Annotated in this window: 22 protein-coding genes; 5 read left to right on the top strand and 17 right to left on the bottom strand. The window is 70.2% G+C overall.

Translation table 11 applies throughout. The features are described from left to right. The first annotated feature begins 585 nt into the window (after window positions 1–585). Together ACGFZP_RS22080 and ACGFZP_RS22075 are read left to right on the top strand one after the other, a co-directional pair. A complete protein-coding gene (locus ACGFZP_RS22080; RefSeq protein ID WP_392935522.1) occupies window positions 586–1,092 on the top strand; it encodes a hypothetical protein in 507 nt (168 codons plus the stop codon). A gap of 70 nt (window positions 1,093–1,162) precedes the next feature. Continuing rightward, window positions 1,163–3,625: a Helicase associated domain protein gene (locus tag ACGFZP_RS22075; RefSeq protein ID WP_392935519.1), complete on the top strand. Its 2,463-nt coding sequence runs from the start codon at window positions 1,163–1,165 to the stop codon at window positions 3,623–3,625. A 203-nt stretch (window positions 3,626–3,828) separates the two neighbouring features. Here the strand turns inward: ACGFZP_RS22075 and ACGFZP_RS22070 are convergent, their stop codons facing one another. Continuing rightward, the gene (locus ACGFZP_RS22070) at window positions 3,829–4,458 is read right to left on the bottom strand and encodes a hypothetical protein (RefSeq protein ID WP_392935518.1); all 630 of its coding nucleotides are present in this window, start codon (window positions 4,456–4,458) and stop codon (window positions 3,829–3,831) included. A 789-nt stretch (window positions 4,459–5,247) separates the two neighbouring features. On the opposite strand from ACGFZP_RS22070, the gene ACGFZP_RS22065 reads away from it, so the two are divergent. Continuing rightward, entirely contained in the window at window positions 5,248–6,381 is a 1,134-nt protein-coding gene (locus ACGFZP_RS22065; protein WP_392935515.1) for a S8/S53 family peptidase, read from the top strand. Between the two features lie 669 nt (window positions 6,382–7,050). Here ACGFZP_RS22065 and ACGFZP_RS22060 read toward each other — a convergent pair. From ACGFZP_RS22060 to ACGFZP_RS22040, 5 genes are all read right to left on the bottom strand, one after another. After that, window positions 7,051–7,230: a hypothetical protein gene (locus ACGFZP_RS22060; RefSeq protein WP_392935512.1), complete on the bottom strand. Its 180-nt coding sequence runs from the start codon at window positions 7,228–7,230 to the stop codon at window positions 7,051–7,053. A 259-nt stretch (window positions 7,231–7,489) separates the two neighbouring features. Further along, complete coding sequence (locus ACGFZP_RS22055; protein ID WP_392935510.1) at window positions 7,490–8,035, bottom strand: hypothetical protein; 546 nt, start codon at window positions 8,033–8,035, stop codon at window positions 7,490–7,492. Beyond that, a complete protein-coding gene (locus tag ACGFZP_RS22050) occupies window positions 8,035–10,470 on the bottom strand; it encodes a multiprotein-bridging factor 1 family protein (RefSeq protein ID WP_392935507.1) in 2,436 nt (811 codons plus the stop codon). Before ACGFZP_RS22050 ends, ACGFZP_RS22055 begins: the two co-directional genes overlap by 1 nt. A gap of 13 nt (window positions 10,471–10,483) precedes the next feature. After that, window positions 10,484–11,122, bottom strand: coding sequence for a hypothetical protein (locus tag ACGFZP_RS22045; protein WP_392935505.1), 639 nt, complete (start codon window positions 11,120–11,122; stop codon window positions 10,484–10,486). Window positions 11,123–11,223: 101 nt separating this feature from the next. Beyond that, window positions 11,224–11,613 (bottom strand): hypothetical protein, encoded by a 390-nt coding sequence (locus ACGFZP_RS22040; RefSeq protein ID WP_392935503.1) that lies wholly within the window; start codon window positions 11,611–11,613, stop codon window positions 11,224–11,226. Between the two features lie 940 nt (window positions 11,614–12,553). Between ACGFZP_RS22040 and ACGFZP_RS22035 the strand changes: the two genes are divergently transcribed. Further along, window positions 12,554–12,775: a LuxR C-terminal-related transcriptional regulator gene (locus ACGFZP_RS22035; RefSeq protein WP_392935560.1), complete on the top strand. Its 222-nt coding sequence runs from the start codon at window positions 12,554–12,556 to the stop codon at window positions 12,773–12,775. Between the two features lie 46 nt (window positions 12,776–12,821). Here the strand turns inward: ACGFZP_RS22035 and ACGFZP_RS22030 are convergent, their stop codons facing one another. The 6 genes from ACGFZP_RS22030 to ACGFZP_RS22005 form a co-directional block, all read right to left on the bottom strand. Further along, the gene (locus tag ACGFZP_RS22030) at window positions 12,822–13,853 is read right to left on the bottom strand and encodes a hypothetical protein (RefSeq protein WP_392935501.1); all 1,032 of its coding nucleotides are present in this window, start codon (window positions 13,851–13,853) and stop codon (window positions 12,822–12,824) included. Window positions 13,854–14,342: 489 nt separating this feature from the next. After that, window positions 14,343–15,875, bottom strand: a complete 1,533-nt coding sequence (locus ACGFZP_RS22025; RefSeq protein WP_392935499.1) for a hypothetical protein — start codon at window positions 15,873–15,875, stop codon at window positions 14,343–14,345. 347 nt (window positions 15,876–16,222) lie between these two features. Next, window positions 16,223–17,695: an SAVED domain-containing protein gene (locus ACGFZP_RS22020; RefSeq protein WP_392935496.1), complete on the bottom strand. Its 1,473-nt coding sequence runs from the start codon at window positions 17,693–17,695 to the stop codon at window positions 16,223–16,225. A 3-nt stretch (window positions 17,696–17,698) separates the two neighbouring features. Then, a complete protein-coding gene (locus ACGFZP_RS22015; protein ID WP_392935494.1) occupies window positions 17,699–18,616 on the bottom strand; it encodes an AAA family ATPase in 918 nt (305 codons plus the stop codon). A 29-nt stretch (window positions 18,617–18,645) separates the two neighbouring features. After that, the gene (locus ACGFZP_RS22010; protein WP_392935491.1) at window positions 18,646–19,155 is read right to left on the bottom strand and encodes a hypothetical protein; all 510 of its coding nucleotides are present in this window, start codon (window positions 19,153–19,155) and stop codon (window positions 18,646–18,648) included. 2 nt (window positions 19,156–19,157) lie between these two features. Next, the gene (locus ACGFZP_RS22005; RefSeq protein WP_392935488.1) at window positions 19,158–20,162 is read right to left on the bottom strand and encodes a CBASS oligonucleotide cyclase; all 1,005 of its coding nucleotides are present in this window, start codon (window positions 20,160–20,162) and stop codon (window positions 19,158–19,160) included. A 186-nt stretch (window positions 20,163–20,348) separates the two neighbouring features. Here ACGFZP_RS22005 and ACGFZP_RS22000 point away from each other — a divergent pair, with 186 nt between their 5' ends. Next, window positions 20,349–20,654 carry a hypothetical protein gene (locus tag ACGFZP_RS22000; RefSeq protein WP_392935485.1) on the top strand — a complete coding sequence of 102 codons (306 nt, stop codon included), beginning with the start codon at window positions 20,349–20,351 and terminating at the stop codon, window positions 20,652–20,654. Between the two features lie 43 nt (window positions 20,655–20,697). Here the strand turns inward: ACGFZP_RS22000 and ACGFZP_RS21995 are convergent, their stop codons facing one another. The 5 genes from ACGFZP_RS21995 to ACGFZP_RS21975 form a co-directional block, all read right to left on the bottom strand. Continuing rightward, window positions 20,698–20,970, bottom strand: a complete 273-nt coding sequence (locus ACGFZP_RS21995) for a hypothetical protein (protein ID WP_392935483.1) — start codon at window positions 20,968–20,970, stop codon at window positions 20,698–20,700. Between the two features lie 31 nt (window positions 20,971–21,001). Beyond that, the gene (locus ACGFZP_RS21990) at window positions 21,002–21,271 is read right to left on the bottom strand and encodes a hypothetical protein (RefSeq protein WP_392935480.1); all 270 of its coding nucleotides are present in this window, start codon (window positions 21,269–21,271) and stop codon (window positions 21,002–21,004) included. Window positions 21,272–21,323: 52 nt separating this feature from the next. Continuing rightward, on the bottom strand, window positions 21,324–21,602 hold the full coding sequence (locus ACGFZP_RS21985) for a hypothetical protein (protein WP_392935478.1): 279 nt from the start codon (window positions 21,600–21,602) through the stop codon (window positions 21,324–21,326). 487 nt (window positions 21,603–22,089) lie between these two features. Then, complete coding sequence (locus tag ACGFZP_RS21980) at window positions 22,090–22,329, bottom strand: hypothetical protein (RefSeq protein WP_392935475.1); 240 nt, start codon at window positions 22,327–22,329, stop codon at window positions 22,090–22,092. A gap of 7 nt (window positions 22,330–22,336) precedes the next feature. Further along, a complete protein-coding gene (locus ACGFZP_RS21975; protein WP_392935473.1) occupies window positions 22,337–22,963 on the bottom strand; it encodes a DNA-binding protein in 627 nt (208 codons plus the stop codon). Window positions 22,964–23,090 lie beyond the last annotated feature (127 nt).

Raw genomic sequence — 23,090 nt, 5'->3', positions numbered from 1 at the left:
CCCGGCTGCGCCGGGTAACCACGGGCCTTCGGCCCGGGTTGCTTGCGCCTTCGGCGCTGCGCGGCGGCTTCGCCGCCGGTACTGCCCGCTCCTTCGGAGCGGGGCCTCGGACTGCGTCCGAGGCTGGCCCGCGCGGCGCGCGGGTGGGGTCGGCTGCGCCGGCTGGATCGGGCTGCGCCCGATCGGTGGGGGGTGACGGATCGTGGGTTGAGTGGGGTGGTGGTGGGTCAACTCCGCGCTTCACTGCGGAGTTGGGTGGGGTGGTGGGGATGGGGCCTTCGGCCCTTGGTGGGGTGGGGGTGGGGTTCGGGCTTCGCCCGGGCTGACTGGGGGTGGGGCGCTTCGCGCCTTGATGGGTGGTGGGGTGACGGGTGGTCATGTGGTGGGGTCACTCGTTGGGGTGGTGGAGGGGCGGGCTTCGCCCGTTCTCGTGCATCAAAGACAGAAGCCCGCTAGACTCTGGATTGCTGGACAGGCACCGGATGGTTCCGATCCTGGCGTGCAGCTGGGGCGGGAAGCAACTTCTGCGGATGATCTGTCTCGGCCTTCGGCCAGTATCGGAGCGATGAATATGGGTGATGTTAAATGAACGACCGAATTAGCGTGGCCAGGGAGCGGGAGACCTGGGAGCTGCTGCCTGCCGTGGGTGTGGGGCCGTTGCGCTTCGAGATGTCTGCGGCTGAGGTTTCGGGGGCGCTGCGCGTTCCGGAGCCTCGGGAGCGAGTTGGTGGCCCGTACAGTCAGGAGAACTTCGCCGGCGGGGTGAGGGTGTTCTACGACCCCGAGACGGGTGGCCTTGCCTGTGTCGCGCTGGATGCGGTGCTTGGGCCGCAGGTATTCCTTGCTGGTGTGCCTCTGGCAGGAGGTGACCCGGGGCGGGGTCAGGAGTTCCTTCTGGAGTACGCCGGGGAGCACGGCCATTGGATCCTGTTCACCCCTGACGGGTCGCTCGCTCTAACCGATGTTGGGGTGCTGCTGCGTGACCAGAAGGTCGGAGGAGTCCGGCTGACTCGTCCTGTCTTCGTCAAGGAGGAGTGGTTCGAGTCGCAGTACTACCGGGACCACCTTCCGCTGGAGCACGTTACCGATTGAGGTATGACAGCTGCCTTTTTCTTTCTCCGTTGATTCTCCTTCGATTCCGGAAAGGGAAATTGTAATCATTATGAAAAAGCTTCGTCCAAACCAGGAAGAGGCGTGCGACGCGGCAGTACGACTTCTGACGCTGCCCGCGTCGGGTCTGGTGCCGCCGGAGGGGCTGCGGTGCCAGATCCGGGCCGCGACGGGCTCAGGCAAGTCGCTGACGGCCGTTCACGTCGCCGGGCGGCTCCACGCCGAGCGGACGCTGGTTATCGTGCCCTCCCTGCCGCTGCTGGAGCAGACGGTCGAGGTCTGGCAGCGGGAAGGGCACGGCGGCCGGATGGTCGGCCTCTGCTCGCTGATGGGCAACGAGCAGCCCGTGGGCCTGCGGTGCACCACCGACCCGGCGGAGCTAGTGCGCTGGACGGCCGGGCCGGGGCGAGTGACGGTGTTCGCCACCTACGCCAGCCTGGGCCTGGGCCACCTGGAGAAGGCCCACCAGGCGGGTCTGCCGGCCTTCTCGCTCGCTGTGGTGGACGAGGCGCACCGGACCTCCGGTCAGGCGGGGCGGCCGTGGGCGGCGATCCTGGACAACGCCCGCATCCCGTGTGACCGCAGGTTGTTCATGACGGCCACCCCGAGGTTGTGGGCGGTCAAGGAGACGGATCGGGTGCAGGCGGAGACGGCCGGGATCGAGACGGCCGAGCTGATCGCCAGCATGGACGACGAGGCCCTGTACGGGCCCGTCGCCCACGACTACCCCCTCAGAACCGCGATCTCGGACGGGGTGATCGCCCCGTACCGCATCGTGTGCGTGGACGTGGCCGACCCCGTGCTCCAGGGCCTGGAGCAGCGCGGTGCGCACGAGATGTCGGTGGAGTACCGGGGAGCCCGGCTGGCGGCCTTGCAGACCGCTCTGCTGACCGCCTGTGCGGAGTGGGATCTGTCGCGGGTGCTGTCCTTCCACCACATGGTCGCCGAGGCCCGGGCCCTGAGCACCGGCCTACCGGACGTGGCGCGGGTGCTGTGGGAGCAGGACCCCGCTTTGCACCCGGCCCCGGAGCTGATCGGGACCACGTGGCTGGAGGCCGAGCACACCTCCGCTGAGCGCCGGGCGGTTCTGGGCACGTTCGCCTCCCTGGTCAAGGACGACGGGTGGCGGCTGCAGCGGTACATCCTCGCCTCGGTGAAGGTGCTGTCCGAGGGCGTGGACACCTTCGACTGCGACAGCGTGTTCTTCGCCGACGTGCGCGGCTCGATGGTGGACCTGGTCCAGGCCGTCGGGCGCGCTTTGCGGATGAAGCCGGGCAGCGGCAAGGTCGCCACCATCGTGGTGCCCGTCCTGCTGGGCGCGGGCGAGAGCGGCGACCAGCTGCTGACCTCCCGGGCATTCGACGGGCTGAGCAAGCTGCTCATGGCGCTGCGCTCGCATGACGCGGCCGCCGTCGAGCGCCTGGCGCTGCCGCAGTCCGAGAGCCGGCCCCCGCGGGAGCCGAAGCACGCCGGGGAGCCGGAGGAGTTCCGCTCCGCCGGCGGCGAGGCGCAGCTGCTCCAGTTCTCCACCCAGCGCGACCCGGCGGTGATCGCCGCGTTCATTCGGACCCGGGTGCTGGAACCGGAGCGGGCCGAGTTCCGGCGCGGCCTGGAAGAGCTGCTCGCCTACCGCGAAGCGTTCGGCGACGTGAAGGTGCCCTACGCCTACCGGGCGCCGTCCGGGCACCGGCTGGGCGTGTGGGTGGCCGACCAACGCCGCTACAAGGCCGCCGACGTCCTCGACCCGGAGCGGATCAAGGAACTGGACGAGCTCGGCATGATCTGGTCGGCGTTCGACACCGCCTTCACCGACAACCTCACCGCGGTAGCCGGATACGCGGCCGAACACGGCCACGCCTGCCCACCCAACGAAGCCGTGTGGGGCGGTCGGCCGGTCGGGACCATCATGAAGAACCTGCGCACCGCCCAGCGCCGCACCGAAGCCCTGGAGCGCCGGGCCGAGGCCGGCGAGACCGGCCTCGACTGGACCGGAGCGCTGACCGCCGACCGCAAAGCCGCACTCGACGCCATCGACCCGGCATGGTGCCCGGCCTGGCCGGTGGAATGGCAGCGGTGCTTCACCCTCGCCTGGCACCACATCAAGGACCGCGGCACACTCGCCGGCGCCGAACCCGGCAGCATCATCGTCCAAGGCGAAGACCTCGCCGGATGGGCCCGCACCCAGCAGACCGGCTGGGACAAGCTCTCCCCCGCCCAGCAGTGGGCGCTGGAGCACGTCCTCGGAATCGGGCCGCTGCCCGCCGAACAGCAGCCGGCGGGGAAGGTCAGCCACGCCGAGAAGGAACGCCGCAACCTCGCCGCCGCCGCCCAATACCGCGAGCACGAGGGACACCTCAACGTCCCCCGCAAACACAAAGAAACCCTGCTCCTGGACGACGGCACCACCGTACAGATCAGCCTCGGCCTGTTCATCGCCAACAGCCGCAGCCGCCGCGGCGACATCCCCACCCACCGCGCCGCACGGCTCACCGAACTCGGCATGCGCTGGGCATAGCTCGCAAGGCTGGCCGCCAGGGGGGTGCAACACGGCACCGCCCGGCCAGCCCGGGGAGGTAAAAGCCCAGCTCATGGGTGCAACGCGGCCCGCGTTGCACCCCTGTGTTGCACCCCGCGTTGCACTCGGCGGTCAGGGCGCGCGGAGCAGCGACGGCGGAACGGCGGCGTGGAGCGGGCGAGCCGGCTGCATGGCGATCGCGCTCACCAGACGGCCGCGTCCCTCCAGCCGGTGCACGAGGGGCAGTCGACGTAGGCGACCGGGCCCGCGCTGAAGGCCAGGCAGTCCTCGCAGGTCTTCAGGCGCTGCGCGTAGCCCTCCTCCGCGCCTTCGCCGAACGTGGGGTCGTCGCGTATCCACCGGCGGGAGTGCGTGTAGGGCTCGCCGGTGGCGGCGACCGCCTCGAAGCGGACCCGGCAGCCGCACACCACCACCCCGCTCGCCGCCATCTCCCGCCTGCGGGCGGGCCTGCCGAACGACGACCGGGGGCGCAGCGAGTCGTTCTGCTGGTCTACGCGGTCCATGGTGAACTCCGCGCCCCACGCGAACCGGCCCCTCAGGTCCGGGTCGGCGTGGATCTGTAGGGCGAGCCAGTGCTCCACCGCCAGGACGAGCGCGCACTCGGGCCCGTACGCCTGGCTCAGCACGAGCAACGCCAGCGGGTCACACACGGTCGCGGGCACCGTCTGGTCCAGGTACCCGGTGAGGACCCGGTCGAAGAGTTCCTCGCACCGCTCCGCCACCGGGTAGTCCACGTGGTCCTGGATGTAGAAGTCCCAGTCGGTCGTGTCCTCGGGGCGGTCGTGCTGCGCGAATCTGTACGTAACGCTCATTTGGTTTCAGATCCTCTCGTTCGGGCCATGACCCGATCCGATCCCGATTCACCTGTGGACAATATTTTGCGCCTCGCCGCCATATCGGCATGAACGATCCTCAGTCAGGACAGATCGGTCACCGGAGCCGAAGGAGTCCGGCACGCTGCTGCGCGGTCCACACGCCGACCGCACCCACCCGACGGCCACGCCCAGGGGGCCTGTCGCGCCCAGCTGTCGCGCCCGGACCACACACGGGGGAAAGCACACATCCGCCCAGGTCACAGGGCGCGACAGCCCTCAACGCGACAGGGGCCGCGACAGGGGGCGCGACAGCCTCCGGCAGACCGCGCGGGAGCCAGAGCGATCTGGCGACGCCCCGGCGATCGCGCACGCCGAGAGCCGCCGACCAAGTCGGGCGCCGAGCAGCGGGAGCGGCTCGCCGCGCTCGGTCTCGACTGGCGCTGACCCTGCCGGGCCCGGTTCCGCCGGGAAGCGCTCCAGGCCGTCTCTGCCCGCTTGTACCGCCGCGTTCGAGTAACGGAGCGGGCACGGCCCTGGCTGTCGCGGTCAGTGACAGACCACCGCTGTCCTCGACCTACTGGGTCACGACGCGCAAGGCCCAGTCGTACTTGGCCTGGTCCTGGCGCGTGTCCACGAACAGGTCAGGCCTTAGGGTGGCAATCATCATCGGGTTGATACGCACCAAGGATGACTCAAGGCGAGCAGGCGGAAAGTGCCGCCACTGACTTGATGTCAATGGCACGAACGGGGAGGACATCGCCGTTAGGCCTTCTTAGAGGAAGACACATGTGTGAGGATCTTGAAGACTTCTCGACGGTGGCCGGCCCGCTAGGCGTGCTGCGCGAACTGCAGCGGGTGTGGGAAGAGCTCCAAACGGTACGTCGGCTTGGTCTCCAAGCGCCAGTCATCATCGAGCTGAGCGAAATCAGCCGGGACACCAGTGAACGCTTCAATCACTGGGATAGTCCTGCGATCGCGGTCGTCAGACACGAGCGTGGTGTCGGGATGCGCGCTGCGGCACAGGCACCAGCCGAACTTGCAACCAATTTGCACTTCTTGTCCGCACGACCGTACTACCCAGAGCTGTACCCGCCGGGGCTGTTTGGGTACGGCTCGGGACTGATCTGGGAGCCGGGCTACCGCTTCCGCGCAGCTCAGGGTGGCAGCGGCAACGTACAGGTCCTCGATCAAGCGACGCTGAATCAGCTAGCACAAAGCGCGCCCAACATCCCCCAAGGCGAGAAGGCAGCAGGGCCTAGGGTCGCAGTGCTGGACACCGGAGTGTCAGGTGCCAACACCCAGATGATCGACTTCCTGCGCTGTGATGTGAGCTCCCCGAAGGTGGTGAATCCGGACGACCAGCACGGGCACGGAACGGCAGTCGCGCAGATCATCGAGGCTGTCCCGAACAACTCGGTCATCCACCCCATCCGCGCACTTGATGTGGACCCGGCCGGATATGCATCCGGGAGGTCCTACGAGGTGCTGAGTGCGCTGCTCTACGCCCTGTACTCAGACTCCTACGACCTGATCAACGCCAGCTTCACGACGTCGGTGTCGTCGTCCTGCGACTCGTCTCTAGGCAACACCATCGACTATCTAGTGGCCTACCGCCGTGCCCACCGCCTGCCGGGCCCGATGCTGGTGGCGGCAGCAGGAAACGACTACGGCGCCGCCAGCGGCTATCCCGCGAACGTCGCAGGATCCGTCGTCGCCCTCGCCAACACCTCAAGCGGGCCCGCAACGTACAACTCAACGCCTCCAATGAGTGCAATCACATGCTGGGCCTACGGAGGAAGCGACACGCACCCTCTTGGTGACCTGACGGGGAGAAGTCCCAGCGGCCCGACAGGTGAAGCAGCCAAACTCTGGGGCACCTCGTTTGCTGCTGCGGTCGTCTCGGGGGCCTACCTTCCGTGATGACACCTCGCGAGCCAGGAGTCTTCTGCAGCGTCCCCTTCTCATTACTCCACCAGGTGCCGACCAGGGCCTGATCTTCTCTCTGCCGGCCTGGCACAAGTGGTCGGCCGGACGGTTGGCCGAGCCGTGCGGGTCCCGGATTCCGCGCCACCACCCACCAGGCCCTCCCGGGCCCGCACGCCCAGCCCGCCCCGCCCCGCCCCACCGCGAGCGGCCGGCACCAGCCGGACGCGAGAGAAGAAAAGGCCCGCCGCAGGCGCAGCGACCCTCACCGCCACCGCCCCACCCAACCAGCCAACCACCACCCACAAAGCCAAGGACAGGAAGGGGAAGGAGAGGGTTGTCGGGGTGGTGAGTTTCACCTTGACGGCTACTCACCACGGCCTCTGACCTGGGTAGATGGCTGGAATCCGGGCGCCGTGGGCGGACGGGGCGGCGACCGGTTGGTGCACCGGTTCTCACCACTGGTTGTCGTACCGGTTAGCGGACCTGTTGTCGGATCGTGACCGGATGGGCCGGTCTTGGTGAGAAATCCGGTGAGAACCGCGGGCTTGTCTACGGGTGCTCGCCGGGATCGCAAGGTGGCCGTGCTGGTGGTGGAAGGCGGCGGCGTAGGCGTAGCCGCGCTCCCAGGTCTTGGCATTCTTCGACCAGATCACGCCGAGCGCGTCAGCTGCTCCGGCACCCGCGGGGCAAGATCAGCTCGGCGCGGCCCTGCCCGCCGGTCGCGTGCAGCAGCCCGCGCAGCTCCTCGGACAGCACCGGGTAGCCGCCGGCCCACTTGCCGGTGGTCGGGATGGTGCGCGACCACAGGTCCCGACCCGTCTGCGACGGCGAGCCAATCAGCACGGCGTCGTCCCAGTGCCGACCCACAGCAGCCGAAAGGCGTCCCGGCAAGTGACGACGTCGGCGCCGTCCGGGTCGAACCACTCCCCCATGCTCCGGATCTCGGTGGTACTGCTGTCCGGCGCGGCGCGGGGCGTAGCGGCCGATCGGCTGGCGCTGGTGGACGAAGTGACCGGCGAACTTGTCCCGGCCGGAGCCGACGGCGGTGGTCCACCGCTCAGCGGGAGGCCCGCTCTGGTGCAGGCCGGACCGAGGAGGCGGGTCAGTTCAGGTCGAAGTCGTTGGGGTCGAAGACGAAGTCGTCCGGGCCGAACCCGCCGTAGCCGGCGCCACCGTTGAAGTAATCCGCGAGGGCCTGGCCGACGATCTGGCGCACCTCGTTCTCGTTCTCGGCGAGAGCGAGGGCGGCGGCCTGCTCGCCCGAGAGGTTCAGGTGGATGTCGCGGGCCCGGACGGCGTCCGAGCCGCGGATCTCGAAGTTCACGGCGCGGCCGACCCGGGCCCCGATCCCGGAGATGGTGCCGCGCTGGGCTAGCTGCTTGGCCTTGCGTTCCCGGCCGCGCTCGGTGGTCTGCACGTCGACGGCCTCGCGCTGCAGCCGCTCGGCGTCCTTCCCCTGGGGGTGGCGGGTGCCGTCGATCCAGCGCAGCACGGTGCGCGGCGCGACGCCATAGGCGGCGGCCATGGCCTTGGTGTTCCCGCCGTACTTGCGCTCCCGCACCTGGCCGGCCTGCGTGGTGGACTGCACCGGCGCCTTCCGGGAGGGGAACAGCGCCTCGCGCACCCGGCCGAACAATCCGCCCGCCATCAGTTGCCGCCTTCCTCATCGTCGTTGCCGGTGCCAGCGGTCTCACTGTCGGTGCTGGTCTGCTCCTGGCCGATCGGGGTGCCGTCGGTGGTGTAGTGGTGGACCAGCTTGGAGGGGTGCTCCCGGCGCTCCATCGCCTCGACGGCGGCTTGAAGGGGGATCGAGGCCTCGTGCTTGTGGCTGCCCGGCGCGATGCCCAGACGCAGCGCGCCGGGGACCGGGGTGCCGTCCTCCTTGACTGGCAGGAGCTCCAGCGGGGAGGGGTGGTCGGTGGCGTACAGGTAGCTGTCGACGTTGACGGCGAAGGGGGCGCGGCCGGTGAGCTGGAGGGTTTTGCGCAGGCGTCGGTGGGCGGCGGTGCGGGCGGCGGCGATGATGTGGAAGCGGATCTCGGGGCGGTAGGACCAGGACGCGGCGATCTTCTCCAGCCAGGTCGCATCGTCGAGGTGGCGGGCGGAGTCGGCCCACTTGCCGATGCCGCCCTTGTAGATGTTCTTGTACAGCCTGGCGAGGACCAGGGCGTCCGCGCGGACCGGGTCGGTGCCGACGTTCTTGTGCACGGCGTAGGCGGCCAGGAACTCGGCGGGGGCCTGGCCGTCGACCAGGCCGAGGTCGGCGTAGGCCCGCTTGTAGCCGCCGCGGATCCGGCCGGTCCACTCCTTGAGCAGCGGCGCGGTGTGGGTCGACAGGTACGCCTCGGTGATGGTGGCCGGGTCGAAGCCGTAGGTGGTGGCCATGTAGGCGACGGTCGGGGTGGCGTACCAGCCCGGTCCGGTGGGCGGCTGGCCGTGGAAGGTCGCGGGGTGGGGCAGCAGCTCGTCCACCGGGGTGCCGGTGAAGTCGCACCACCACAGGCCCGCGGTCTTCCCACCGTCCCAGGCCGGGTTCTCCACGCGCTCCAGCGGGCCGAGGGGCAGGCGCAGGGAGTCGGTGACCGACAGGTAGGACGCGCAGACGTCGACCGCGACCGCGAACCGGCAGCCTGCCTCCTGCTCGGTGAGGGGGCGGGCCCACCACTTGTAGTCCTCCTCCTCGCACACCGCCTCGCCCTTGCTGAGCAGTTCGCGGGTGAGCGGGTGGCGGGCCCCGGCGGCCTGGGGCACGCACAGATCCCCGGCCGGGAGGGCGCCTTCGCGCAGGTGAGAGGACCACTCCCCCGTCGCCTCGTCCTTCACCCACTCCACGCGCGGGCGCACCGCGTCCAGGAGCAGCATCGCGGTCGAGGCGGTCGTCGCCCCCGGCGCGGCGCCCAGGTCGGCGGTGAAGGCCCGGTAGCGGCGGGTCAGGGTGAGACCGTCCTTGAGGCCGCCGGGGGCGGTGGCGAGCGGGGCGGCGAGGGCGCTGACGGCCTGCTGGCGGCCATCGCCCTGGCCCAGCCACGGCGCGACGGTGACCTGGAGCGAAGTCTTCGGTCCGCCGGCCGACCCGGTGCGGCGGAAGACGCGGAAAGACGGTCCGGTCTGATCGCTGATCTCCATACCCACCGCGGCGGCCGCCTTCGCCAGCTTCGTGTGCAGCGAGGCCAGGGCCTTCTCGGTGGTCGGCAGGGTGGCGGGCAGGCCGAGCTGCCCCAGCGCGGCGGCGGTCAGGCAGACCATGCCGTCGCCGCCCCGTCCCATCGGGTGGGCGCGCTCGACGCGCAGCGGCAGCCCGGTGCCCAGCCACGCGAACCAGTCGCCCAGCTTCGGCCCAGCCGGAGCCGGGATCTGCGGGACGTCCAGCACCCAGCCGCCGTCCGGTGCGGCGTCCAGCGCGACTGCCGGCCACCAGCGCGCAGCAGCCGGGCTGGCGGGCCGCGGCGCAGCAAGGCGGGCAGCGGCAGGGGTTGTCGCCGGGCGGGTCTTGGCCGACGGGGCCGGGGAAGCGGTGGGCGCGGGCCGCACCGGTACCGAAGCGGTCGGAGTCTGGTCCGCCGGAGCCTGGGTCGGCTCCTGGGCTTCCGCTGCGGCGACCTCGGGGGCCGGGGCGGCGGGGCGGCAGAACCCGCCCAGGTGCATCGGGCGACCCTGGGCGCGGTAGACGGAGGGCTGGCCGCACTGCACACACGGCGCAGCCGGGGCCATGAGCAGCGAGCGGTCCGGGTTCTGGTCGAGCATCACCGGCTGCGGGACCTGGGCGGCCGGCTGCTCCGGGGCTTGGGCGGGTGCCTGCGGCTGCGGCGCGACCGGGGCTGCGGGCTGCTGCTCGGGGGCAGGGAAGCGCGCGGCCAGGCCCTCCAGCAGGCGCGTGTAGGCCGGGGCGACGTCCGGGCCCGGGACAGCACTGCCGTCCTCCCAGGCCACCACCAGCGTCGAGTTCACCCGCAGGGCCGCGGCGATCTGCGCGGGCGTCAGCCCGGCCGCCAGGCGCAGCCGCTTGCGCTCCGCCGGCAGCGGCAGGCCGGTGCTCACCGCGGCGAGCAGCGCGTCCACGGACTCGAAGAGCTCGTCGGACATCGGGGGCTTCTCCTCAGCGTCCGTTGGGTCGGGTCGGGTCGAGGCGGGGGTCGCCGAACAGGGCGTCGAAGACCGGCTCGGTGACGCAGGCGATCAGGCCCTGCCCGGCGTGGCGCAGGGTGTAGCCGGCGCTGCGCCCGAGGTCGGCCACCGCGATCGGGACCTGCGGGCGGTAGTAGAAGGTCAGCTCCCGGCCGGCGTACTCCGTCGGCTCGGTCGCCCGCTCCGCCGGGGTGAACGGCAGGGTGAACGAAGGCAGGCCCGCGACGTCCGGCTCGGCGGCCAGGTGGAGGATGCCGTCGTCGGCGGTGCGGAACGCGGACACGAGGTTCACCCCGCCGCTGCGGCGGTCCCTCGGCAGCCCGTGGCCCTCGAGGACCCGGCCGAGCTGGGAGGCGGACATCGCGGCCGCCGCAGCCAGCGCGCTCCGGTTCGAGTAGGCGCCGACCGCGTCCGCGCGGGACATCGCCACCTCCCGGAACACCGCCAGGTGCTGGATGAGCCGACTGGTACGGGCGACCAGGTCGACCAGGGAGCCGAAGTCGCAGGCTTGCGGCGGCTCCACCAACCGCTCTCCACTCAGCCCGGCAAGCAGCGCGGCACCCAGGTCGTCGGGCACCTCGACCTGCTCACCGCCGATGCCGATCCTCACAAGATACTCCCCAACGGTAGGACTTAACCAAATAGTAGGGCTCTGCACTTTGGAAGTCCAGGCGCGCGGCATGACCGCGCGCCCCTTCACTCCCGGCCGGGTCAGGCCGAGCGCGGACAGCCCCGCCGGTCGCCCCAGTGCCCGAGTAGGACGCGCCAGTGCCACCCTGCTCGGGAGAACACCGCCCAACGCCGGTTCGGCAGGTCCCCGCCCAGGTCCTCCAGCGCGATCCGCACCGCCAGGTCCAACCGGCCGGCCATGTAGCCATAGCCCAGCAGAAGGTCCCGCAGCTCCTCGCTCGTAGTCGGCAGCTGCTCGTCGTCACGCCAGTGCGCGGCCCGACACTGCTCCGCCGTCAGGGTCCGGCTCAGCAGCACCGGCACCGCCAGCTCGGCGAAGTCGCGATCCCTGGCCTCGTAGCGGCTCATGTCGACGGGTCCGCGCAGTTGCTGGTGGAGCTCCCGGGCGCCCTCTGTGGAGTCGACAGCCACGACCAGGGCGCTGGAGCGGGACTGTTGACGCCGTCGTCCGGCTCCCGCGTCACTCACACCCAATGCGGCTCAGGCGCGGCCGCCAAGCGTGCCTGGTGCCGCTCGGCCTCCGCGTCGTACAGCGGCCCGATCTTCATCCACGCGCTCGTCCGGCTCGCCGGTTTCTTCGTCACCGGTGCCCAGTACACGTACGGCAGCACCAGCTAGCCGCCACGCGTACTCGCCGACAGGCAGCCCGAGGTAGGCGGCGTCTCCCCCGGACTGTTCCCGGCAGGGTCCGTCCGGTGAACGCCCGTCCGAAGCAGCGCCAGCCATGTGCGGCGCAGCGCCATCGTGTGCAAGGGATCGTGACGCAGGCTATGACCCCGGCGAGAACGAGGTAGGTGCCGCGCCAGCCAGGTGGGGGCCGGTGAGGGTAGTCATACGCTCTCCTGAGCGGTGAGGCGTCCGAGGCGTCCGAGGTGGACGTGGCTGTGCGGGTCGAGGCGGGCGACGATCCGGCCGTCCTGCTCGTCGGTGGTGCTGGCCCCGCCGAGAAACAGCAGAGCGCCGCGGTGTCGAGTACCTCAACGGCATCGACCAGATCCAGATCCGTCTGGAGGAGCTCGCCCACCGCAGCACCAGCGAGTGCCTGTCCTTCATGCCCGGCGGCGCCCAGTCCGCGGCCAGCTTGGAGGCCAGCCGCCCGCTCGACTCCGAGCTGATGCGCCGCGGCGTCTCTCTGCTCACCGTCTATCTGGACAGCGTCCGCAACGACAAGCCGACGGTCGAGTGCGCGAACTGGCTGCACGAGAACGGCGGCGAGTCCGCACTGTATCCGCCCTGCCGCTGCGGATGGTCCTCTTCGACCGCGAGGTCGCCCTCCTGCCGGTCGACCCTGCCAACACCAAGAAGGGCGCTGTCCAGCTCACCGGCCCCGGCGTGATGACCGCCAGCCCCCATCACCACCACGCGTTGCCGCGACGACGCCGACCTCACCATCCAGGAACGTGAACTCATCCGCCAACTCGCCCAGGGCGCCAAGGATGAGATCGCCGCCAAGAAGCTCGGCATCGGCCGGCGAACCGCCCGCCACAGGATGTCCGAGCTGATGACCCGCCTCGGCGCCCGCAGCCGCTGCAAAGCCGGCATTCTCGCCGAACGCGTCGGATGGAGCGACTGACCGGGATCTCCGTAGCCGCCCGGTGGCTACAGAGATCGCGCCAGGCTCAGGCTGGGCTACGAGACGGCTCCACCTTCCCGGTTGTCAACAGCGCGGCGAGCCGGTCGACTTTGGCGGCCGTCTCCGGCTCCAGCGTCCGCAGTGAGCGGGACTCGAACTCGAAGGCCGGCATGAGGGCACTGAGAACTACTCGTGTCACCACACTGGAGCTGTCAGGAGATCCCTCCGCCCACGCCACGAAGAAGTCGGCGACCTCCAGGCAGTCGTCCAGGAGTCCCACGGCGAGCTCGCGTAGGTGATCTGCCCGAGAGTCCAGACCCATGCCGTACGGGTTGTCCCGGTTCATCACGGCGTCGAATGCGTCGGCGTCGTAACCGAAGCCCTCGTAGAGCGCCTGGTGGCGCAGGAGTGCGAGTGCCGGGATCCCCCGTTCCAGGAGGGCCACGCCCTGGATCTCCGGCCCTGTTCCCGCGGCGTAGGACAGTGCGCGCGCCACGTAGTCGGGAAGCGTCGCCCCACGCGTGGACGTGAGCTGCTTGAGTTCGGACCATCGGCTCTGGTGCGTTCTCCCGCGTGGCTCGTACGACCACGTCGCCTTCCGCGAGATGCTCCCGCAGATGACGGCCGGGTCGCCCGGCAGAGGATCGTGGGTCATGCCGTGACCGGTCGATCCGTTGCCGTAGTCATGGGAGTACGAGCGGATCTGCCCGCGGGCGGGTTGAATCAGAACTCGCCCGCGAGTCGCCAGCAGGCCGTCGAGTGCATGGAATGCGGCGGTGTAGTACAGCGCTGAGCTCGCTGCATTGAATCGCCCCTCGCTCAGATGATCGCCGGCCAGGATCGAGCGAGTCGAGATCAGCGCTCCTCGGATGGCTGCCCGTACGAGGGAGAGGCCCAGGACCGGCTCCTGTGGGCACTCAAGCCTGCCTCCGCTGCCCGGCCTGAACCATGGGAAGAAGCCCATTCCTGTGCCGGCCCAGACTGAGCCCCCGTCGCTGAGGTTCAGGATGCTTCCTGGGCTGGCGGCCGCGTGGTTCAGGGACCGCTTGATGACACCTCGGACATGCGGCTCGATCATCGTTCAAGTCTGCCGCGCAGAGTTCTGTTGCTCCATCAATTTCTCGCAAGCATTGCATCCCTGGGCCCTGCCTCGTCGACGCTCGGAGCCCGCCTCTTCGGTCGTGGTGCAGCAGGTACTCATGGGGGTTCGTTCTCCTCAGGGCGGTTTTGGATCAGGCAAGTTGCCGTCAGGAGGGTAGTGCATCAGCGAGGTTGGGGATCAGAACCAGCTGGCGCCGCTGGTGGGGCGGTGAGGCCGACGGAGTCCCAGCCCGCGCCGTTGACGGCGGAGGGGCGGCGGGCACCAGCGTCGGCGCCGTCAGCGGCATGCTCCTCATCGCCCGCTGGCGCGTGGTCGTCGGCATCCTCTTCACCGGCGCGGTCGTCCTCGGCTACCTCGCCCCGCTCTGGCTCTGACCCTCGGCGGTACCTGAGCACAACGCATAAACGGCAAGCGGCCCGCCCCCAAGCACGGGGGACGGGCCGCAGTCGTTTGTCCAGCGGCGGGTCACTCGTCGGCGCCGGCACCACTCGGCGTGGAGGCGGCGCCCCACGTCTCCGGACTCAGGGGGTCCAAGCCGGGCCGGGCAGGTTCGGCGGCTGCAGCGACGTTCAGCGCGGCGAGCCGGCCGCGCCACCGGTCCCGCCAGACCGTTCGGGTCGCATCGTCCGCCAGAGCGGCGTCCACTGCCGTGCTTGCCGTGAAGGGCCAGAGCGGATCGGGCCCGGAGGCGAGGCAGAGCCGGGCGAGGATCGAGCGGCGGACCAGATCCCGGAGCCGGTCGACGGCGAAGGCGACCGCGGTGCCGAACGTCGCGTCCTTCTGGACCGTGGAGATGCTCATGATCTGCCTCCGCAGATCCGACTCTTTGAGGCTGCCTCCGTGCACCAGGGTGGAGCGGAGCCCGTAGAGCCTGCCGATGTCCTGGAAGATGGTGGTCCCGCTGTCTGCGGGCGTGGAGAGCAGGGCTGCCGCCCGGCTTCTCAGTCGCAGCGAGACGGCCTCGGTGTCCTTGTCGCCTCCCGTCAGGACTGCTTCGAGCGCTGTCGCCAGGTCCACCAGGCGCTCGAAGTCGGTGCCCTGCTCGTGCGACATCTGGTACTTGATCAATGCCATGTCGAAGGAGGTCACGACCATGCCGTCCCTCTTCACGACGGCGGCGTCCAGGTAGTCGCCGAGTGCGTTGAAGGCGGCCTCGTCGTCGGCGGACAGTGTGATGACCCGCGAGATGCGCCCGTAGGACTCGCCGTGGTCGAGGGGCACACGGAGGAGGGGGAGTCCGGACACCAGGGTGGACGCGCCCGACACCTCCCAGCCCGACCGCGGTGTGCCGGCGTAAAGGAGACGGGCCAGCAGCAGGAACCGGTCGACCGCGACGGAGAGCTGGCGCCTGGTGTCCTCGGGCGTGACCGTCCCGCGGTCCGGCCCCGCAACGATCAGGGCGTGCGGCGGCGCATGGAAGAACGGCAGGTCCGCGTTGAACCAGCCCGGGAGGGCCGGAACGAACTCCCGCGCCCGGTCCACGAGATGATGGGCGGACTCCCCCGGGATGATCGTGATCCGGCCGAGCTCAAGACGCACGTCGCCCTCGGTCGCGACGTGCGAGACCGCACGGCAGCACGCGATGGAATGACCCTCTTGCCGCAGAACCTCGAGCATCTCGTCGAACGAGGCCAGCATCGGCCTGTGGGCAGGCTCGCCCTCGAAGCCCGTTTCACTGACCGCGCAGCGGGCGATGGAGGCCTGCAGCAGGCTGAGGATGTACGTGCTCGAAAACTCGCTGTCCGGATGGATGCGTGATGCGTCGAACCGTGCCGGGAACGCTGCCTCGAGGGCTCTCTCCAGAGCCTTGAACTCGGGCAGCCCCATCACGTCGCCGCCCGCGTAGTCGTGGCCGACTCGCAGGAAGGGGCGGATCGCGGACGCCGGAAGCACCGACAAGTCCGTCAACTCCGCGAAGGCCCGAACCAGAAAGGCCCTGGCGAGCTCACGGAGATCACCCTCGACGACAACCTCCGAGCTGTTTGCCTCATCGCTCATCAGTAACTCCCCTCGGCTTGGGTCCACGCTATCCACCTAGAAGGACTGGAGCAGGAAGAGCACGCGGCGTTCAGCAGCCAGGGCCGCAGTCGGCAGGCGACCCGCCCTGGAGCGCCGGATGCTGCCACGAACCCTGCTGCCCGGGAAGTCCCGCACCACATCTCACCTGACCAGCACAAACAGATCGGGCCGCCCGCGACGTCGGAATCCGCTTCTGGCAAGAACTCGACCACGGGCGCCCGGCGTGGGCCCACCACTACTTCCGCAGGCACGGCCGACAGCACGTCCCCGTTCGGTCTCCCGCGACACGCTGGGTGCAATCCCTGTGCGGTTCCTCGGACGAACTGTCAGGCCTGAACGGTGAAGGCGGGCTGGTAGCCCTCACCCACCTTGATGTCCTCGTACACCACGGTCTGGCACAGCCGGTTCCATCGGTGGCCGAGGAGCAGGGCGAGGCCCCGGGGTGAGGCGAGGAAGAGGTGGAGGCGTTGCACGGGGCGGGTCTGGCGGCGGAGGTGGTCGCGGATTCCGACGGCCAGGGCGTTGCCGGCAGAGCCGTCGGGGATGGACGTGTCCTTGGCCCCGCCGCCGGGCGGGGTGTAGACGAGGAGTTTGGAGACGGGCAGGTTCTGTTCGCGCAGGTAGTCCAGCACGTCGGCGGTCGGATCGGTGGCGACGGCGATGGCCACCGCGAGCTCGTCGCCCTGGTTGATCCGATGCTCCGCGACGTCGGGGACTAGGGCGGTGTCGTACGGGTCGGTGCTGGACCACAGCTGGGGGCCCTGGACGATGGCGAGGTCGGTGCCGGTGACCATGCGGAAGGTGGTGCCCACCAGGAAGGCCGGGGCGAGGCGGAAGCTGCCGGTGACCGAGATGGCGGTGCTGCCGGCGGGGAGGCGCCCGGAGGCAGCCTCGATGTCGGTCTGGAGCTGCGCCCAGGTGTTCGGGTCGAGCGGGTGGCGCTTGTCGAAGTCGGAGTCGCCGTCGAAGCGGTCGACCCAGTCGAGGATGTGGTCGGCGTTCGGGGCCAGCGGGTCGGGCTTGAGCGTGGCGATCGACAGCACGGCCCGGGCGGGACCGGCCTTCAGGTCCAGGTCACCGACGGCGGATTGGACCATCTCCAGGGTGAGCTCCCGCCGGCCCTCGCGGACCATCTTGGCGACCCAGGCGGCCCCTTCCTCGACGGCCCGCTGGTCATGGCGGAGCCCGGTAATGGCCATCAGCCATCCGAGGGTCTCCTGGTAGCGGACCATGTCCTGGGCCAGGTCGAAGCGCAGCGCCGACAGGAGCTCGCCGAGTTCGATCTCGGTCAGGCCGGCGGCCTGGGCCCAGCGGGCACGGGCCTTGCCGAGCTTCGAGTTGGGCCCGCCGGCGGCTGCCTTGGGCATCAGGAGCCCGGTGCGGGCATCGCGGACGGCGACCAGCTCGTCGGACGGGTCCGGGGCGCGGTTGGTAGCGAGGACCAGGTCGGCGCTGTCGCCGTCCGCGGTCAGCTTCTGCCACGCGAGGGCGATCTTCTTGAGGACCGAGTTGCCGCCGGCCGGGCTGGGCTTGGTGAGGTACTCCTCGTTCACCGGGGTCGAGCTGTCCACGGTGTACTTGACCTGCTTGTAGGTGCTCGGCGGAGTGTCGCGCAGCAGGACGACGTCGTCGACGTTGCCGACGCCGTCGTACTCCACGCCGACCGTCTGGATCGGGTTGGGCACGCAGGCGGCGTTCTCGCGCAGGAGGGTCACGCAGGCCTCCCACACGGCGAGGAACTGGTAGTAGTCGCCGGTGATCCTGACGCTGGTGGGGCCGGGAGCGGGCAGCGGCTCCATCGGTCAGCTCTCCTCGGTGAAGACGGGGGTCGGCCGGAGCGACTCGGCGAGGGCGAGGAGGTCCTCGTCGTTCACCGGGCGGTCAGGGAAGGCATTGAGGACCGCAGTCGGGACCAGCCGCTGGGTGAGGTCCGAGAAGGTGTAGCCGGGCCGGTCCGCGGTCGGGCCGGTGAGGGCCACGATCTTGCCGATGGTGTCGGTGCCGATGCCGAGCCCGTCGAGTGCCTGGACGAGGACCGCGTGGCGCTGCTGGTCGTCGGGCCGGGCGAAGGTGAAGGCGGCCGCGGCGCGGCGCATGAGCGCGGGGTCGAGGGCGCCGACCCGGTTGGTGCACAGCACGACGATGACCGGGACCTGGGCTCCGGCGAGGCTGTCGATGCCGGCGAGGAAGGCGTCGACGCCGGCCCGGTCCTCGTGGTGCATCTGCTGGGCCTCGCGGGACTGGACGAGGGCGTCGGCCTCGTCGACGACGAGGATCTGGACGGAGCGCACGCCGCGGGGGCCGGTCGCGCGGGCGCCGACGGTGTGTATGTGGGCGAAGGCGCCGCCGATCAGCGAGGTCATCTCGCCGACCATGCCACTGCCGCGGGTGGCCAGCTTGAGCCGGTACAGGTAGACGGGTAGGTCGAGGAAGTCGGCGAGGTCGCAGCCGAAGGACTCGGCGAGGGCGGACTTGCCGGAGCCGACGTCGCCGGCGAAGACGAACAGCGGCGCGCGGTCGGCGAACAGGGTGAGCGCGGCGATGTCGCCGCCATGGTGGGTGGCGGCCCACTGCTGGAGGCGGCGGGGATTGGCGAGGAGGGCGGCCTCCTTGCGCAGGCGCAGCTTCGTCTCCTCCAGGCCCACCAGGCGGTCGTAGCGGGCACGCCGGGTGGGCTCGGGCAGTTCAATGACGGGGTGGAACAGGTCGTCCTGGGTCACGCGGTGTTCCTCCTGCTGGTGGCGCTGGACTAGAACGCGACGTAGATGTCGCGGGCGACGCCGGCGCCGTTGCGGGCGTAGCCGTGCCCGGCCGTGCTGGTGCCTGAGAGCGCGCTCGGCGCGTCGCCGGTCGTCCGGGAGAACGGCAGAGCGCCCTTGACCGCGGCCTGCTCGCTGCTGGTCAGCAGCAGGAACTTGGCGCTGTAGGTCAGGAAGCTGTGGAAACCGTAGCTGGCGAGGTCGGCGGAGTCCGGGAGGCTTCCGGCACGGGCGTCGGTGAGCTGGCCGCCGAGGGTGGCCGTGTACCGCAGGCGCAGCTTCCAGCTGTTGGTGGCGAAGTCGCGGAAGCCGTAGTCGACGGTGCCGAGGTACCCGTCGCGCAGAAGCAGGGCGATCTCCTCGACGTAGTTCTCGATGTTGGCGAGGGAGGGCTTGCCGAAGTAGTTGTGCAGGACGCGCAGGTCCGCGCCGATCTTCCCCCCGACGTAGCGGGCGTCGGTGATCGTGAAGGAAGCGGATCTGGTGTACGAGCCGGTCATGGTCACGCTCCCGGGAAGGCGGGGCCGAACAGCTCGCGCCAGTAGTCGAGGGCCGCGCCCTTCGAGTGCGCGTAGGCGGCCTCGCCGAGGATGTCGAGCATGCTCTTCGCGTGGCCCACCAGTCGCTGCCGGTCGGCCTCCTCGTAGATGCCGACGATGTTGTTCTCCGGGTTGACCGGATCCCAGACCTGGATGGGGCGCGTAGAGGCGGCCACGTCCTTGGCCTTGTAGTAATCGGTGAACACGATCGGGGTCTTCAGCCCGGTGCGGGTGATGTAGGCGAGCACCTGCTCGATCGCGCGCGGGTAGTCGTTGACCTGGAGCTTCTCGCCGTTCCAGCCGTTGTCCCACAGGTGGGCGACCACGAGCTCGATCAGGAAGCTCTTGCAGCGCAGGTCCGGGTCGGCGTTCTTGCTCTCGCGGATCCACGCCTTCAACAGGCGGATCAGCTCGCGGTAGCCGTCGCCGGCCGCGTCCCTGCGCTTCTTCATGAACTGCAGGTGCTGGGTGACGGAGGTGAGCACCTGGGTGCCGTCGCGGGTGACCAGGTAACCCTTGTCGTCCGGCTCGCCGGTGTAGAGCACCGGCACTACGTCGATCTTCAGCCCGCTGCCCCGCATGGTGATGCCCACCGCGTGGTTCGAGATCACGAAGTCGTCCGCGACCTTCGTCTTCCCGTAGACCTCGATGCAGCGCTCCCGCAGCCAGGTCAGCATGGTCGAGACGTCGATGTCGGTGCTGGTGGTACGCAGGTAGGCGGCGACGTCCGCGTCGGAGCCCTCGCTCTTGCGGCGGCGGATGGCCGTGTGCTTGGCGGTACTGCCGGACGCCCGGAGCTTCACCAGGTCGAAGTCCGGGTGCTCCTTGATGTAGCCCTCCAGCCGCTCCCGCAGGTGGTTCACCTGCCGGCGGCGCTCCTTCGCCTCCTCCTTCGGCACGTTCACCTTGTTCAGCGCGAAGGCCTTGAGGACGTCGTGATCGACGTACCGCTCGCCTGCCATACTCATCCACCCTTCACCAGCCGGGCGGCCCAAACGGGTCGTACGACAGGAATACCACCCACCACCGACAAACCCGGCCCGAGTTGACAGCAGCACACTCGTTCTACTAACCGAGCCCATGCCGAAGGTGTCCGTGCTGCGGTCGGCGTGGTCGGCCACTGGAGGCAGGTCGGGCACGCGTACGATCCACGGGTGGGCAAGAAGAAGATCTTCAAGTATCCCGATGACCTCCGAGCGGCGCAGCGGGCGCTGGTGGTCGTGCGGGCCGAACGCTCCGCGTTCTTCGCCGTGCTCCCCCGGTGGGCTGACCTTGCGGACGGGGTGGGTGAGGGCCTGAGCGACGAGCAGCGCGCCGAGTCCGGGCGGTTGGAGGAGGCCGAGCGCGTCGCCGCCCTGGCCGTCTATGCGCATCCGTTCTGGGCCGGGCTGCCGGCCGAGGCCCGCACCCGGCTGCAGCATCTGGACGACGAGTCAGCCGCCGAGGCCTCTGCGGCGTAGGCCATCCCTGCCGAGGCGGTGCCTGGCCGGGCCACGGCACATGTCAGGGAGTGTCGCCGGCCCAGTCCCAACGACGCGGGTCCGTCGGGCGCGGCTCATAGTGGGCGCGGCCGCCGGGACCGTACCGGCCGATCTCGGTGAGCAGTGCGGCGCCGTCGGTGAGTTGCTCGGTGTCCCAGCCGGTGACGTCCAGGAGGAGGCCGTCGAGCGGGCCGCCACACAGCTCGCGGTACTCGTGGCCCGGCTGAGGGCCTGGGTCGGGGTCCTCGTGGTCGGCTCCGGAGACCCGGCTCCTCATCAGCGCGTCGTCGTCCATCCGGTCAGCCTCGCAGCCAGCACCGACACGATCAGCTCGCGCGTAGCGCAGTGTTGCAGTCTCGGCACACCCACCGGCGCTTGTTCGGCGGGTACCAGGGGGCTCCCGGCGCGGACGGCCGGTAGGCGAGCTTGTCCCTGCCGAAGGTGTCCTTGCCGCAGAACGTGCGGTCGGCGGAGTCGCCCGGGATGAACGGGTCGGCCGGGGCGGCGTGGATCTTGCCGATGTAGGAGACGACGTCGCCGGGACCGAAGTCCTCGCTCATCTCGTTGCGCGACTCTTCGAGCACGATGATCGTCATGACTCCACCGTCGGGCGGTGTCGAGCGGCCCGTACGCCGGGTGAGCCACCGCTCAGCCCCACCAGTCCTCCGACCCTACGCTGTCGTCGTAGCCGTAGAGGTCGTGGTCGGCGTCGCTCCCGGCCTCGAGCGTGCGGACCTCGTCGCGGACCAGCTCGCTGATCCAGTCGGCCAGGTCCGCCGGAAGCTGGACGGTGCGCTGCTCGATGTCGTGCGGGGTGCCGATGGTCACCCAGACCTCGCGCGGGCTGCCGGGTGCGCCGGCCCGGTCGGCGAAGGCCTCCAAGGCGTCCGCGAGGTCGACCGCGGCGCCCGCGCTGTCCCCGCTCACCAGGCCGCTACCCCGGAAGCGGCAAGCGGCTGCGGGACCTGCCGGACGGTGTCCGGACTGTAGAGGTACCAGCCCCACGAAAGCGTCTCGGGACCCCAGCGCACCAGCGCCACCCAGCAGGTCGACCCCTGGTGCAGACGCCACCGCTCCACCCGGCCGGGCCGCCACTCGCCACCGAGCCGGATCTCCACCCACCGCCAGCGCGGCTCCGCGTCACGGGACGAAGGGCGGCCCCTACGGTCGATCGGAGCGGGCGGTGGCCTCGGTGTCAGCGAGACGACGCGGGCCTGGTGAACGCGGCTGTCCATCAGACCGACCAGGAGAGCGCCCCGTCACCGCGGAACACCGGTGGCGGTTGAAGAACTTGCGGTCCTCTCTGGTTCGATTCTGCGCGGCTCACCTTGCCGTTCACGCCGAGGTTCTGTCGTATGCGCCAGCCCAGCCTGCCGTGGTGCGGTCGCCTCGGGTGAAGACGGCAGCGCCGGTCCTACCGGCTGATGGATCGTCTTGCTGCGGAGCCGGGTACGAGGTGTCGAGGACAGCGGTGTCGGCGCTGGTGTGCCGGTCGGTCGAGGTTCCCCGCGAGCCCCGCCACCCGGCGCGCGCGCCGGGCGGCGAGCTTGTCCAGCTCCTTCTGCGCGGCCGCGACCTGCTTCTCGGCGGCCGTGATCTCGGTGCGCAGCTCGCGCAGCTCCGTGAGCTCGGCGGTGTACGTCTTGCGGTCCATCAGCGGGTCACTCCCCCTCGGTGGCGGGCTGGTCGGCGGTGGCCGGGTTGGTGGGGACGTATGCGATCGGGCCGCCGGAGACGGACGGCAGGCGGGTGCCGAGCAGCAGGCCCGCCAGGTGGGCGTCCTTGGGGTCGGCCGGCTCCGCAGCGTTGGCGGGGGCGGTGAGGTCGGTCAGGTAGCCGGCCAGGCGCGCCTTCGGGAATCGGAACCGGCCCGCGGTGCCGACGGTACCGTCGGACTCCCACTCCTCCAGGCCGGTCAGCACCGCGACAACGAACCCGGCCACCGTCACAGGCAGCACCCTGCCGGCCGCGACCCGGGCCGGATCGCACCGCCACCAGCCGGACAGCGCGGCCAGCAGCTGCGCCTCGCCCAACCCGGTGCCGAAGCCGATCCAGTCCCGGTCCGGCTCCTCCACCCGGGCCGGGGCGTCCGAGCGCAGCACCGCCACCTCGCCGGCGCCGAGCACGCTCAGAGCGGCGGCCGGGCGGTCCTGCAACTGCTGGAGCGCGGCCAGCGGGAACACCTGCCGACCGGTGTCGCGCACACCCGGGACCACGCCGGTGGCCAGCAGCTTCTTCACCGTCGGGATCGAGCACCCCAGCGCCGTCCCGGCTTGACCGGTCGTCACGAACACACCCACAACCTCCACGCCTATTGATCTAACTTAAAAGGCTAGTGGTGACCCTATGCCTCACCTCCGACACCGTCCATGCCTTTCGAGTAAGTCATATAGGCGTTTGGCGCAGAGGCCGCCC

Origin of the sequence: Kitasatospora sp. NPDC048239 (assembly GCF_043202015.1) — a bacterium.
Lineage (GTDB): Bacteria > Actinomycetota > Actinomycetes > Streptomycetales > Streptomycetaceae > Kitasatospora.
The sequence above is the reverse complement of the archived record's forward strand: the minus strand, read 5'-3'. Positions and strand labels throughout refer to the sequence as shown.